At 56.5% G+C, this 13,609-nt stretch carries 15 protein-coding genes; 6 read left to right on the forward strand and 9 right to left on the reverse strand.

Translation table 11 applies throughout. The features are described 5' to 3' along the window. The first annotated feature begins 167 nt into the window (after positions 1-167). Positions 168-2,306, forward strand: coding sequence for an ornithine decarboxylase (locus tag FHW76_RS23970; protein ID WP_008806477.1), 2,139 nt, complete (start codon positions 168-170; stop codon positions 2,304-2,306). 43 nt (positions 2,307-2,349) lie between these two features. Here the strand turns inward: FHW76_RS23970 and FHW76_RS23975 are convergent, their stop codons facing one another. From FHW76_RS23975 to mutY, 4 genes are all read right to left on the reverse strand, one after another. Continuing rightward, positions 2,350-3,603, reverse strand: coding sequence for a nucleoside permease (locus tag FHW76_RS23975; RefSeq protein WP_008806476.1), 1,254 nt, complete (start codon positions 3,601-3,603; stop codon positions 2,350-2,352). Between the two features lie 191 nt (positions 3,604-3,794). Next, the gene (gene mltC / locus FHW76_RS23980) at positions 3,795-4,877 is read right to left on the reverse strand and encodes a membrane-bound lytic murein transglycosylase MltC (protein WP_012540557.1); all 1,083 of its coding nucleotides are present in this window, start codon (positions 4,875-4,877) and stop codon (positions 3,795-3,797) included. Positions 4,878-4,925: 48 nt separating this feature from the next. Beyond that, complete coding sequence (locus FHW76_RS23985) at positions 4,926-5,201, reverse strand: oxidative damage protection protein (RefSeq protein WP_004105744.1); 276 nt, start codon at positions 5,199-5,201, stop codon at positions 4,926-4,928. Between the two features lie 28 nt (positions 5,202-5,229). Further along, positions 5,230-6,288, reverse strand: coding sequence for an A/G-specific adenine glycosylase (mutY, locus tag FHW76_RS23990; RefSeq protein ID WP_008806473.1), 1,059 nt, complete (start codon positions 6,286-6,288; stop codon positions 5,230-5,232). Between the two features lie 136 nt (positions 6,289-6,424). Here mutY and trmB point away from each other — a divergent pair, with 136 nt between their 5' ends. From trmB to FHW76_RS24005, 3 genes are read left to right on the forward strand one after another with little or no spacing between them, the layout of a single operon-like run. After that, on the forward strand, positions 6,425-7,144 hold the full coding sequence (gene trmB, locus FHW76_RS23995) for a tRNA (guanosine(46)-N7)-methyltransferase TrmB (protein WP_002916627.1): 720 nt from the start codon (positions 6,425-6,427) through the stop codon (positions 7,142-7,144). Then, positions 7,144-7,470, forward strand: a complete 327-nt coding sequence (locus tag FHW76_RS24000; protein ID WP_012967224.1) for a YggL family protein — start codon at positions 7,144-7,146, stop codon at positions 7,468-7,470. The genes trmB and FHW76_RS24000 overlap by 1 nt, the downstream gene beginning before the upstream one ends. Before the next feature lie 50 nt (positions 7,471-7,520). Further along, entirely contained in the window at positions 7,521-8,240 is a 720-nt protein-coding gene (locus tag FHW76_RS24005) for a DUF2884 domain-containing protein (protein WP_008806471.1), read from the forward strand. 40 nt (positions 8,241-8,280) lie between these two features. On the opposite strand, the gene hemW is transcribed toward FHW76_RS24005, so the two are convergent. The 5 genes from hemW to FHW76_RS24030 are packed head-to-tail and all read right to left on the reverse strand — an operon-like array spanning position 8,281 to position 11,591. Next, positions 8,281-9,417: a radical SAM family heme chaperone HemW gene (gene hemW / locus FHW76_RS24010; protein ID WP_023298217.1), complete on the reverse strand. Its 1,137-nt coding sequence runs from the start codon at positions 9,415-9,417 to the stop codon at positions 8,281-8,283. Next, positions 9,410-10,003: an XTP/dITP diphosphatase gene (locus tag FHW76_RS24015; protein ID WP_008806469.1), complete on the reverse strand. Its 594-nt coding sequence runs from the start codon at positions 10,001-10,003 to the stop codon at positions 9,410-9,412. The genes hemW and FHW76_RS24015 overlap by 8 nt, the downstream gene beginning before the upstream one ends. 12 nt (positions 10,004-10,015) lie before the next feature. Continuing rightward, entirely contained in the window at positions 10,016-10,306 is a 291-nt protein-coding gene (gene yggU / locus FHW76_RS24020) for a DUF167 family protein YggU (protein WP_023298216.1), read from the reverse strand. After that, positions 10,303-10,869, reverse strand: coding sequence for a YggT family protein (locus FHW76_RS24025; RefSeq protein WP_004205182.1), 567 nt, complete (start codon positions 10,867-10,869; stop codon positions 10,303-10,305). Before FHW76_RS24025 ends, yggU begins: the two co-directional genes overlap by 4 nt. 20 nt (positions 10,870-10,889) lie before the next feature. Beyond that, positions 10,890-11,591 (reverse strand): YggS family pyridoxal phosphate-dependent enzyme, encoded by a 702-nt coding sequence (locus FHW76_RS24030; RefSeq protein WP_023298214.1) that lies wholly within the window; start codon positions 11,589-11,591, stop codon positions 10,890-10,892. Positions 11,592-11,607: 16 nt separating this feature from the next. Here FHW76_RS24030 and FHW76_RS24035 point away from each other — a divergent pair, with 16 nt between their 5' ends. Both FHW76_RS24035 and FHW76_RS24040 read left to right on the forward strand, forming a co-directional pair. Continuing rightward, positions 11,608-12,588: a type IV pilus twitching motility protein PilT gene (locus FHW76_RS24035; RefSeq protein ID WP_012540564.1), complete on the forward strand. Its 981-nt coding sequence runs from the start codon at positions 11,608-11,610 to the stop codon at positions 12,586-12,588. Positions 12,589-12,936: 348 nt separating this feature from the next. Continuing rightward, entirely contained in the window at positions 12,937-13,590 is a 654-nt protein-coding gene (locus FHW76_RS24040) for a LuxR family transcriptional regulator (RefSeq protein ID WP_004205179.1), read from the forward strand. The last annotated feature ends 19 nt before the right edge of the window (positions 13,591-13,609 follow it).

Consider the following 13,609-nt stretch of genomic DNA (forward strand, 5'->3'; position numbering starts at 1 on the left):
TGCGGTGAAGGACACGTATGCTCACTGTAGGGCAACAGTAAGATCGGACGCGTCTGCTTTTACTGATGTCCGGCGGTCGGAGCTGAAATCCGTCAGACCCGGACACATCGTTGGGCAAGGTTTCCTTGTCTGAGATTTTTACACTCCCGATACGGGCATTTGCGCTTATGAAATCCATGCACATTGCCGCCAGCTGCGAGCTGGTCACCCGCTTGTCCACCCACCGTCGCGTTGTGGCGCTGGACAGTACCGATTTTACCGATGTGGCGGCAGTCGTCATCACCGCGGCGGACAGTCGCAGCGGCATCCTTGCTCTCCTCAGACGCAGCGGATTTAATCTGCCGGTCTACCTGCTGAGTGAGACGGCGGTCGAGAGGCCAGAGGGGGTGCAGGCGGTGATCGCCGGTAAAGATCAGGAGTGGCTGGAGCTGGAGGCGGCGGCCTGTGATTACGAAGCGCGTCTGCTGCCGCCGTTTTTCAATACTCTGACCCAGTACGTTGAGATGGATAACAGCACTTTTGCCTGTCCGGGGCATCAGCACGGGGCGTTTTTCAAAAAGCACCCTGCAGGCCGTCAGTTCTATGACTTTTTTGGCGAAAATGTCTTTCGCGCCGACATGTGCAACGCCGATGTGAAATTAGGCGATCTGCTGATCCACGAAGGGTCGGCCAAGCACGCGCAGAAGTTCGCTGCGAAAGTGTTCAATGCGGATAAAACCTACTTCGTCCTCAACGGCACCTCGGCGGCCAACAAAGTCGTGACCAATGCGCTGTTGACCCGCGGCGATCTGGTGCTGTTCGATCGTAACAACCACAAGTCAAACCATCACGGGGCGCTGATTCAGGCGGGGGCGACGCCGGTCTATCTTGAAGCCGCGCGCAATCCGTTCGGTTTTATCGGCGGCATTGACGAGCGCTGCTTTGATGAGCATTACCTGCGGGATCTCATCCGCGAAGCGGCGCCTGAGAAAGCCAATGCCTCCCGCCCGTTTCGTCTGGCGGTGATCCAGCTGGGGACCTACGACGGCACGGTCTATAACGCCCGCCAGGTGGTGGATAAAATAGGCCACCTCTGCGATTACATCCTGTTCGACTCGGCGTGGGTGGGCTATGAGCAGTTTATCCCGATGATGGCCGACTGCTCGCCGCTGCTGCTGGAGCTGACCCCGGACGATCCGGGTATTTTTGTCACCCAGTCCGTGCACAAGCAGCAGGCCGGCTTCTCACAGACGTCGCAGATCCATAAAAAGGATAACCATCTGCGCGGCCAGGCGCGTTTCTGTCCGCACAAGCGGCTGAATAACGCCTTTATGCTGCATGCCTCCACCAGCCCGTTCTATCCGCTGTTTGCCGCGCTGGACGTCAACGCCAAAATTCATGAAGGTGAGAGCGGCCGCCGCCTGTGGGCCGAGTGTGTGGCGCTGGGCATTGAGGCGCGGAAAGCGATCATCGCTAACTGCAAGATGATCCAGCCCTTTATTCCGCCAGTGGTGGCGGGGCGTCCATGGCAGGATCACCCGACCGAGGCGATCGCCCGGGAGCGTCGCTTCTTCAGCTTCGAACCCGACGCGCGCTGGCATGGTTTTGAGGGCTATGCGGACGACCAGTATTTTGTCGACCCATGCAAGCTGTTGCTGACCACCCCGGGCATTGACGCTGAAAGTGGGGAGTACAGTGAGTTTGGCATCCCGGCAACCATTCTGGCGCATTATCTGCGTGAAAATGGCATCGTGCCGGAGAAGTGCGATCTCAACTCGATTCTGTTCCTGCTGACGCCGGCGGAGAGCGCCGAAAAAATGGCGCAGCTGGTGGCGATGCTGGGGCAGTTCGAACAGCATATTGAGTCGGATACGCCGCTGGCTGACGTGCTGCCGACCATCTACAACAAATATCCGGTGCGCTATCGCGATTACACACTCCGCGAGCTGTGCCAGGAGATGCACGATCTGTACGTCAGCTTTGATGTGAAGAGCCTGCAAAAGGAGATGTTCCGTAAACGGAGCTTCCCGCGCGTGGTGATGAATCCGCAGGATGCTAACCGCGAATTTATCCGCGGCAACGTGGAGCTGGTGCGTCTGAGCGAAGCGGAAGGCCGCGTCGCGGCTGAAGGGGCGCTGCCCTATCCGCCGGGGGTATTATGCGTGGTGCCCGGCGAGATCTGGGGCGGGGCAGTACTGCGCTATTTCCTCGCGCTGGAGGAGGGGGTCAATATGCTGCCGGGCTTCTCACCGGAGCTGCAGGGGGTTTACAGCGAGACGGATCCGGATGGCATTAAGCGGCTGTATGGCTACGTGCTGAAGGGATAAAAAAACGCCCCGCTGAACAGGCGGGGCGTTTTGCTTTTGACGATCACGCGCTCTGCTGGGCGGCGGTCGGTTGTCTGACGTGTTTGTATTTGAACAGCGCCACGAAGGCAAAGGCCAGCACCAGCGAATAACCGGCGAAAATCAGCCACACGCTTTGCCAGTCAGTGATCCCCTCGACGGTAAAGTGCTCAACCACTTTGCCGCTCACCATCCCGCCAAGAATACAGCCGAAGCCGTTGGTCATCATCAGGAACATTCCCTGGGCGCTGGCGCGGATTTCCGGACGAACCTCTTTCTCAACGAACACCGAACCGGAGATGTTGAAGAAGTCGAAGGCGCAGCCGTAGACGATCATCGACAGCACCAGTAGTACAGTGCCGAACGGTGTCGGGTCGCCAAAGGCGAACAGGCCGAAGCGCAGCATCCACGCCACGATACTAATCAGCATCACGTTCTTAATGCCGTAGCGGCTAAGGAAGAACGGGATGGTCAGGATAAACAGCGTTTCGGAGATCTGCGAAATCGACATCAGCACTGACGCGTGCTCGACGATAAAGCTGCCGGCAAACAGCGGATCTTTATCGAAGCTATGCAGGAAGGTGTTGCCGAACATATTGGTGATTTGCAGTTCGGCACCGAGCATCATCGAGAAGATAAAGAAGATAGCCATGCGCTTGTTTTTAAACAGCGCAAAGGCGTTAAGCCCCAGCATCTCCGTCCAGCTTTGATTGCGCTGGGCGTTGGCGACCGGAATATGCGGCAGCGTCAGGGTGAACAGCGCCAGCAAGACCGACAGCGTCGCGCCAATGTACAACTGCATATGGCTCAGTTCGAAGCCCGAGAAGCTGACGCCCCACATGGCGAGGATAAAGCCGATGGTGCCCCAGATACGAATTGGCGGGAAATCGGTGACGATATCCAGCCCCGCCGACTGCAGGCGATAGTAAGAGATGGTGTTAATCAGCCCCAGCGTCGGCATATAGGCCAGCGAGTTGAGGAGGATCACAAGGAACATCTCGCCCGGCGTGGTGACCTGCGCCGCCAGATACAGCGTTAACGCGCCGACCAGGTGGCAGATGGCGTATACCCATTTGGCGCTGATCCATTTATCGGCGACGATGCCGAGCAGCGTTGGCATCAGGACGGCGGCGATGCCGAGCGAGCTATACACTGCGCCGATTGCCGCGCCGTCAAACTTCAGCGTGACAAACATGTACGAGCCGAGCGTGGTCAGCCAGCTCCCCCAAAGGCAGAACTGCAGGAACGACAGTATTTTTAGCTGCAGCTTAAGATTCATGTATTTATCCTCACGAATGTGGGCTTGTTATGTTTATTAAATAACATAACCACCGTTATTTTGATGCGATTCTATCATTCAGGGGTGAGAAGCTTCTGTTAACTGCCGCAGAAAATCGAAAAGATATTACGAAGTATGTCCTATAAAAAAGAGAGGCCCAGTGCGATGTCCGGGCCTGTAAGAGAGGGGGGTTATTTGCGGCGATAGCTTTTCTGCGCAGTGTTAACTTTATACAGATACCGGCGCGATTCGGCCGACGGATGGCGGGTGGTGAGCGTCTGGTAGACGTCGCCTGGCGCCATGCTGTTAATGATGTTCGCCGCCTGGACTTTATCGCTGGAGAACACGCGCAGTACGCTGCCGGCGCCGCCGTTATAGGCGGTGATCACCGCGTAGCGACGCGAGGTGGGGTTATCGATGCCGGCGAGATAAACATTGTTCAGCATCGCCAGATAAGCGGTGCCGGTATCGATGTTATTCGCCGGGTCAAACAGATAGCTGCGGCTCGGCAGGCCGGATTTGCCCTGCGAACGGAAGACGTCTTTCCCCGCGCTGTGCTGGACGACCTGCATCAGCCCCATGGCATCTGCGTGGCTCACCGCATAGGGGTTAAACGATGATTCTGTTTGCATAATCGCAAGGATCAGCGACTCATCAACGCCGTATTTACGCGAGGCCTGGCGCACCATGCCGAGGTATTTATGCGCACGTTTGTCGAGGTGGTTTGGTACCAGGTTGATGGTGATGCTGTAGATCACGCGCAGGCCATTGTTGCGGCTCTTGAGGCGGGTTTGCAGCAAATAATCGGCGTAGCGCGCGGCGCGCCACTCCCAGCGAATCGACGCGCCGGTGTTATCCACCACCTGACCATAGAGGAACGGCTCTTTGGAGATCTGAATATCATCGACGTCGGAATAGAGGTCAATGGAGTTGGGGTCATCGCCCATCAGCAGCGTTTTGATGATCGCCTGGCGCAGTCGTCCGCGCGGATCGGTGCCCGCGATGGTCTCGACGGTGATCGTCCCGGCATCAAAGTTGATGTGGCTGCGGGTTTGATATTGATCGGTATATTTAACGTAGTCCTTCGGCCCGGCGAGCAGGACTTCGTTATACCCCCAAATGTTCTCGATGTTATGGGCAAACTGGCCCATCAGGATATCGAATCCGTTCGTGTCCTTGACCCAGGCCTCGTTGTATTCGGTGCCTTTTTTATTGGAGCTGGAACACGAAACGAGCAACGGCGCAATCAGCGCGAGCGCTAAGTATTTTTTCATCATTCCGGGCGTGCGTGTTGTGTTTGTTTTTAAAAGGCCGCAGGGCCCTTACTGTTTTTCCGGCGGCGTGTAGCCTTCGATATGCACGTCTTTCCCTTCAAACAGGAACTGCACCATCTCCTGCTCCAGCAGCTTGCGGTGCTCCGGGTTCATCATGCTGAGTTTTTTCTCGTTGATCAGCATGGTCTGCTTGTGCTGCCACTGCGCCCAGGCTTCTTTGGAGATTTCGTTGTAAATGCGCTTCCCGAGTTCGCCCGGATAGAGCTGGAAATCCTGGCCGTCCGCTTCACGCTGCAGGAAAGTACAAAAAATGGTTCTGCTCATAATCACTCCTCTTTGATAGCCGAAAAATTTATACCGGCGTTCCGGCTTTTAACTGTTGCAACAAGCGCTCCACGGGGGCCGCCAGTCCGACCGACGGCGGCTGCGCTAAGTTATACCAGAGTGCGTTGCCTTCATCCATGCATGCGCCAGATGAGTGCACTGTAAGCCACATCGGCACAATATCCAGGTGGAAATGGCTGAAAGTGTGGCGAAAGGCGGTTAATTGCGTCAGATTATCGGCCTTTATCTGACGCTGCGCCAGCCACTCGCGCAGCTCCGCTTCGTCTGCAAACTGCGGAAAACAGAATAGTCCGCCCCACAAACCCACCGGCGGACGCTGGGAGAGAAACACCTCGTCGCCGTGCTGCATCAGCAGGAAATAGCCGGTGCGTTCCGGGATGGTCTGCTTCGGTTTTTTACCCGGATATTCCGCCCATGAATGATTCGCGTAGGCCACGCAGCCATTGCTCAACGGGCACAGCTCGCACTTCGGCTTCGAGCGGGTGCAAACCATCGCCCCGAGATCCATCATCGCCTGGTTGAAGCGTTCTACCCCTTGCGCCGGGGTCACCTCTTCGCTGATATCCCACAGCCGTTTTTCGACCTCTTTTTTTCCCGGCCAGCCGCTGACAGCATAGCAGCGGGCGAGCACGCGCTTCACGTTGCCGTCGAGAATCGGATAATGCTGACCGAGCGAAAGCGACAAAATCGCCCCAGCCGTTGAACGCCCGACGCCGGGCAGCGCGGCCACTTCCTCAAAGGATTGCGGGAAGATGCCGCCATGCTGTGTCGCCACCTGCTGGGCGGCTTTATGTAAATTGCGCGCCCGCGCGTAGTAGCCAAGGCCGGTCCACAGATGCAGTACTTCATCCAGCGGCGCGTTGGCTAAATCAACAACCGTTGGGAAACGCGCCATAAAGCGTTCAAAATAGGGAATAACGGTGGTGACCTGGGTTTGTTGCAACATCACTTCGGAGAGCCATACTTTGTAGGGCGTCTTGGCGATTTGCCAGGGCAGGGTTTTACGCCCGTATTTGTCGTACCAGTCCAGGACCTGGGCTGAAAATTGCGCGGCGAGAAAAGTCAAAGCTACGGCTCCGGAATCGCGATTACAGGGTGGCAGATTGCAGCACAAGGGCGAGTGGCTGTAAACCCTTGCATCCGCCGGGTAACTTTGGATAATGCCCGTTTTCCGAACACATTCACAAGCAGACTTAACTTTTATGAAAAACGACGTCATTTCTCCGGAATTCGATGAAAACGGTCGCCCGCTGCGCCGTATTCGTAGCTTCGTCCGTCGCCAGGGGCGCCTGACGAAAGGGCAGCAGCATGCGCTGGATAACATTTGGCCGGTGATGGGCGTTGAATTCAACGATGCGCCACTCGATTTCGCTGCCCTGTTTGGCCGCGACGCGCCGGTCACACTAGAAATTGGTTTCGGCATGGGGGCTTCGCTGGTGGCGATGGCGAAAGCCAAACCGGAACAGAATTTCCTCGGCATTGAAGTGCACTCCCCGGGCGTTGGCGCCTGTCTGGCTTCTGCTGAAGAAGAAGGTGTGCAAAATCTGCGCGTGATGTGTCACGATGCGGTGGAAGTGCTGCATACCATGATCCCGGATAACTCACTGAATATGGTGCAGCTGTTTTTCCCTGACCCGTGGCATAAAGCGCGTCATAATAAACGTCGTATCGTGCAGCCGCCTTTCGCTGAGCTGGTCAAAAGCAAACTGAAACTCGGCGGCGTCTTCCATATGGCGACCGACTGGGAAGCCTATGCCGTGCATATGCTGGAAGTGATGTCCTCGCTGGAAGGCTATCGTAACCAGTCGGCAAGCAACGATTACGTACCGCGCCCGGAATCGCGCCCGGTAACCAAATTTGAACAGCGTGGCCATCGTCTCGGCCACGGCGTATGGGACTTAATGTTCGAGAGGGTGAAATAATGGCCAAGAATCGTAGCCGTCGTCTGCGTAAAAAAATGCATATCGATGAGTTTCAGGAGTTAGGCTTCTCCGTCGCCTGGCGTTTCCCGGAAGGGACCACCGAAGAGCAGATCGACCAGACGGTCAACGATCTGATCGAAGAGGTGATTGAGCCGAACAAGCTGGCCTTCGACGGTAGCGGCTATCTCTCCTGGGAAGGGCTCATCTGCATGCAGGAGATCGGTAAGTGCACCGAAGAGCATCAGGCCATCGTACGCCAATGGCTGGAAGCGCGTAAGTTAGAGGATGTGCGCACCAGCGAACTTTTTGACGTCTGGTGGGACTAAGTTTGACAAGGGTCGGCAACTGCCGGCCCGTTTTGTCTTAAGGGAGTTTTATGATGCGTAAAACGCTGCTGGCGGTGGCGCTCTCCGTCACCGCTTTGTCTGCCCATGCGGACTACCAGTGTAGCGTCACGCCGCGTGACGATGTGATCCTCAGCCCGCAGCAGGTGCAGGTGAAAGGGGAAAACGGCAATCTGGTGATAAAACCGGATGGCAACCTGACCTTTAACGGTAAAACCTATACTCTGAGCGCCGCCCAGCGCGAGCAGGCGCAGGACTATCAGGCCAGTCTGCGCAGCAGCCTGCCGTGGATTGACGAAGGCGCGCGCTCGCGAGTCGAAAAAGGCCGCAAGGCGCTGGATAAAATCATTACCGAACAGGTTGGCGCCAACAGCAGCATGCATGGTCGCCTGACCAAGCTGGATGCGCAGCTGAAAGAACAGATGAACCGCATCATTGAGCGCCGCAGCGATGGCCTGACCTTCCACTATAAAGCTATCGACCAGGTACGTGCCGATGGTCAGCAGCTGGTGAATCAGGCGATGGGCGGCATTCTGCAGGACAGTATTAACGAGATGGGCGCGAAAGCAGTGCTCAAAGGCGGCGGCAACCCGCTGCAGGGCATTCTCGGCAGCCTCGGCGGCCTGCAAACGGCGATTCAGGATGAATGGAAAAACCAGGAGGCCGATTTCCAGCAGTTTGGTAAGGACGTCTGCAGCCGGGTGGTCTCGCTGGAGGATAGCAGGAAATCGCTGGTTGGCTCGCTGAAATAATGACATGGCGGTCCGCTTTCCGGCAGGACCGCCTCTGCGTTTACTCGTTCAGAAATAACTCGAGCAGGGAATTCAAAAACAGCTTACCGTGCTCGGTAATCTGCCAGTTCTGCTCGTCTTCCTGCAGATAGCCCTGGGCTATCGCCGCGTCCAGCTGCGGGCGGATCGCCGCTTCATCAAGACCGGTATAGCGGCTAAATTCTGCGCGCGGCGCGGCCTCCAGCAGGCGGAAACGGTTCATAAAGAACTCAAACGGTTTATCCGCCTCTTCCACATCATGCTGACGCTCGAGGTAACGGCCTTCCATATACCCGCGCGGGTGGCGGGTTTTGGCGGTCCGCAGAATGCGTCCGTCAGGGAAGGTTATCTTACCGTGCGCGCCGCAGCCGATGCCGAGGTAGTCGCCAAAGCGCCAGTAGTTGAGATTATGCTGACACTGGAAACCCGGTTTGGCGTAGGCGGACGTCTCGTACTGCTGATAGCCGGCGGCGCTCAGCAGCTGATGCCCCTGCTCGAAAATATCCCATAGCGCGTCGTCATCCGGCAGCACCGGCGGCCGGGAGCCGAACAAGGTGTTCGGCTCAATGGTCAGCTGGTACCACGACAGGTGCGGCGGGTTGAGGGCAATCGCCTGACGCAGATCGTCCAGCGCCTCCTCCAGCGACTGGTCCGGCAGACCGTGCATCAGGTCGAGATTGAAGCTGCGCAGGCCGAGGCCGCTGGCGAGACGTGCTGCGCGCTTGGCCTCCTCCGGACCGTGGATCCGCCCCAGGCGCTGCAGCTTCGGTTCGCTAAAGCTTTGTACGCCGATGGAGATACGGTTCACCCCGGCGCGCTGGTAATCAACGAAGCGATCGGCCTCCACGGTGCCCGGGTTGGCTTCCATGGTGATTTCCGCCCCGGCGGCCAGCGGCAGGCAGGCGCGGACGCCATCCAGCAGGGTTTGCATGGCCGGGCCGGACAGCAGGCTTGGCGTACCGCCGCCGATAAAAATAGTGCCTATTTTCCGTCCCTGAGCATATTGCGCATCGGCCTGCAGGTCGTTTAGCAGATGCTGGACGTAATCGTCATGCGGCACCTCGCCTTTCAGCGCATGCGAATTAAAGTCGCAGTACGGGCATTTCTGCACGCACCAGGGAATATGAATATAGAGACTCAGCGGCGGCAAATTAGCCATTACGTAATGCTTCCAGTAACAGTTTTAGCGCTTGCCCACGATGGGAAATCGCACTCTTTTCTTCACGGCTCAGTTCGGCCGCGGTTTTCCCTTCGGACGGGACGAAGAATATCGGGTCGTAGCCGAAGCCACCCGTACCGGCGGCTTGTCGGGTGATTATCCCAGGCCAGCTGCCGTGGCATACCAGCGGCGTGGGATCTTCGGCATGGCGCAGATAGACCAGCACACAGTGGAACTGCGCCTGACGCTGGTCGTCCGGCACGTCCTTTAACGCGTCGAGCAGCTTCTCAAGATTCTGCTGGTCGGTGGCGTCGACGCCGGAATAGCGGGCGGAGTAAATACCCGGCGCGCCGCCAAGCGCATCGACGGCCAGACCGGAATCGTCAGCGATGGCCGGCAGGCCGGTGATCTGTGCCGCATGACGCGCTTTCAGAATCGCGTTTTCAATAAAGGTCAGGCCGGTCTCTTCCGCAGAGTCCACGCCCAGCTCGGTCTGAGCGACGATATCGAGACCAAAATCTTCCAGCAGCGAGGCCAGTTCGCGCACTTTACCGGCGTTGCCGGTCGCGAGGACGACTTTTTGCATGATGAATCCTGTTTATTCAGTTAGCGCCGCGACCGCAGTCGGGATCTGTTGTGGGGCGATGATTTTAACTTGCTTATGGCGACCCAGCTCGCCTTTTTCAATCAGTACCTGGCATTTGGCGACGCGGAACTGTTTGGCGAGAAATTTCACCAGGTGGGCATTGGCCTGGCCATCAACGGGCGGGGCGGTAATGGCGACTTTAAGCTCGTCGCCATGTACGCCCACGATGCTATCGCGGCTGGCCTTCGGCTGAATGTACAGCCTCAGCACCAGCCCCTCAGCGCAGGTTTCAACGGCACTCATAGCGCCATCCACAGCCCCGGCAGCAGCACGTTACCGGTGGCCTGCAGCACTTCGGCGACGCCCATATTAATCACGTACAGCAGCAGCACCAGTACCATCGGTGAGAAATCGATACCGCCCATCGACGGCAGCAGGTTGCGGATAGGGCGCAGCAGCGGGTCCGCCAGCTGCATCAGCACATACTCTACCGGGCTGCGGCCCTGGCTGACCCAGCTCATGATCGCCATCAACAGCAGCACCCAGAAGATCAACGAGCCGATGGTTTTCAGCAGAATAAGCAGGGCGGAGATCCAGATGATCGGCTGGAAAGTGATCACCATAAACAGCACGATCGCTTTGATGACGCAGAGAATAAATGCCACCAGCAGCGAGGCGCTGTCAATCGGCCCCATCGCCGGGATAATCCGGCGCAGCGGCCCGACAATCGGCTGCGTGGCCTTCACCACAAACTGCGAAAACGGGTTGTAAAAGTCGCAGCGCGCCCACTGCATCCAGACGCGTAACAACACGACCATCGTGTAAAGCTCAATGACCGTTGAAAGCAGGAAAGTCAACGTCTTCATGGCGTTCCTCAGATTCCTTATTATTTGCTATAGTCGCGCGCACCAAAAATAGCTGTACCGATGCGCACCATCGTGCTTCCCGCCGCGATTGCGGCTTCCATATCGTCCGACATTCCCAGAGACAACGTATCGACCGTGGGGTACCGCGTTTTTAATCGCGCAAATGCTACCGCCATTTGCTGGGCGACGGCAAACTGCCTTACATATTCTGACTCAGGCGCGGGGATGGCCATCAGACCGCGCAGCTCCAGATGAGGTAACTCAGCGATCTCTGCCGCTAATCCATCGAGCGCTTCCAGCGGGATGCCGGATTTGCTCTGCTCATCGCTAATGTTGATTTGAATCAGCACCTTCAGCGGCGGCAGATGCGCCGGGCGCTGTTCGTTCAGGCGGGTGGCGATTTTCAGCCGATCGACGGTGTGGCACCAGTCAAAATGCTCTGCCACCAACCGGCTTTTGTTGGACTGCAGGGGGCCAATAAAGTGCCACTGTAGTCCACTGATGCCGGCCTGCTGGAAATGGTTAATCTTCTCCACGCCCTCCTGGACGTAGTTTTCACCAAATGCCCGCTGGCCTGCCGCGATGGCTTCTTCGATCGCGCTCGCAGGTTTCGTTTTACTCACTGCAAGCAATGTCACTTCTTCTGGCGCACGCCCGCAACGAGCGGCGGCACCGGAGATTTTGTCCCGGACCTGTGCCAGGTTATGCGCAATATCGTTCATATTCCGAGGATGAGTTATGAAGCTGGAAGAAATCGTAGCCCTTAGTGTAAAGCATAATGTCTCCGATCTACACCTGTGCAATTCCGCCGCACCGCGCTGGCGGCGGCAGGGCAAGCTGGAGCCCGCCCCGTTTCCCGCGCCGGATATCCCGGATTTACTCAACTGCTGGCTTGATGCCGCACAGTTACAGCATTGGCAGGAACAGGGCCAGATTGACTTTGCGCTGACCCTGGCCTGCGGTTTGCGGCTGCGCGCCAGCGCTTTCGCCCATACGCGTGGAATATCGCTGGTGCTACGCCTTCTGCCTGAACAGTGCCCGCGTCTGGAGACGCTGGGCGCCCCGCCTGCGCTGAGCGAGCTGCTGGCGGAAGAGAGTGGTTTGCTGTTGGTCACCGGAGCGACGGGCAGCGGCAAGTCGACCACCCTGGCGGCGATGGTGGGGCATCTCAACCAGCGTCTTGATGGCCATATTCTGACCCTGGAGGACCCGGTGGAGTTTATCCATCACAGCGAGCGCTGCCTGATCCAGCAGCGGGAGATTGGCCGTCATTGTCCTTCGTTCGCCGCGGCGCTCCGCGTGGCGCTGCGCCAGGATCCGGATGTGATCCTGCTCGGGGAGCTACGCGACAGCGAAACCATTCGTCTGGCGTTAACGGCTGCGGAGACCGGACATCTGGTAATGGCGACATTACATACCCGCGGCGCGGCGCCGGCGGTGGAGAGATTGATCGATGTCTTTCCGGCAGAGGAGAAAGATCAGGTTCGTAGTCAGCTGGCCGGAAGCCTGTGCGCGGTGCTGGCGCAAAAATTGTTGCCTGCACGTCAGGGCGGCAGAGTTGCGCTATACGAGCTTTTGGTCAATACCCCCGCAGTAGCTAACTTGATCCGTGAAGGAAAAGTGCATCAGTTGCCCGGCATAATGCAGACCGGGATGCAGGCCGGAATGCTGACATTTACGCAGAGTTTTCAGCAACGTGTCGCCGCAGGCGAACTATAAGAGCAGCGTGAAGCAGGCAGGGCGGGTTAAATGATATGTTAACTGAATGTTTGATTGCTGTTTCTTTATATTATTTGGTAATACAAATAATCACTATGAATAAATTCAAATAACACATTCAGTTGCGATATATCGACAGTGAATACGCATTTCCAGGAAAAAAGTTTGATTACCTTTTGACAGCTTTGAGGTGTTCGATTTATGCTGTTTACGGGAATAGGATGATTCTCATGGAATAACGTTTCAATTTGTAAATTGCCAAGGCTATTTATAAATTCACGACTGTTTGTATATTTTTTTATTCATTTAACCACCATGGCGGTGGGTAGCAGCTAAGGAGAGTTTTAAGTGATTAATTTAAATGGAAATTCATCATCTTCTCGTCAGGTCACATTTATTACCCATCCGTCAATTCAGAGCAAAGCTTTTGCCAGCTATCTGAGCGAAACCCTGATGGCACCAGTGGTTTTACAAAATATTAATAAACCACTGGCACAACGCCTGGCGAAAGATTCTGTAATATTATTTGATATCGCAGTGTCAAATAAGAAATTAAATGGGGTATGGCGAGACATTATTCGACTGCAGGCAGATAATCCTCGTTTGTTGATTATTAATAGCGCACAAAAGTATGAGTTATACGAAATGGCGCAGTGGCCGGCTTTATATGGCGTGTTCCGCCATGACGATGATGAATCGCGCTTAATTGAGGGCGTTAAGGCCGTACTGAACGGCGAACAGACGGCTGAATTGAGCGTGATGCACCCGGCGATGTACGCTGCGGACCATGCATCGGCGCCCGTTGAGAACTCGCCACTCACCGAGCGGGAATGTGAGATCCTCAACGAGCTGCGCTGTGGGGCGACGAATCTGGATATTGCCCGTGCCCTGTTTATCAGCGAGAACACGGTGCGTACGCACCTGTACAATGTGTTTCGTAAACTGAGCGTGAAGAATCGCACTCAAGCGGTGAGCTGGGCGAACGAACATCTGCGCCACTAAGCGGTCGGAAGCGCGCCGT

It is taken from the genome of Klebsiella sp. RC2 (assembly GCF_014192815.1).
GTDB lineage: Bacteria > Pseudomonadota > Gammaproteobacteria > Enterobacterales > Enterobacteriaceae > Klebsiella > Klebsiella variicola.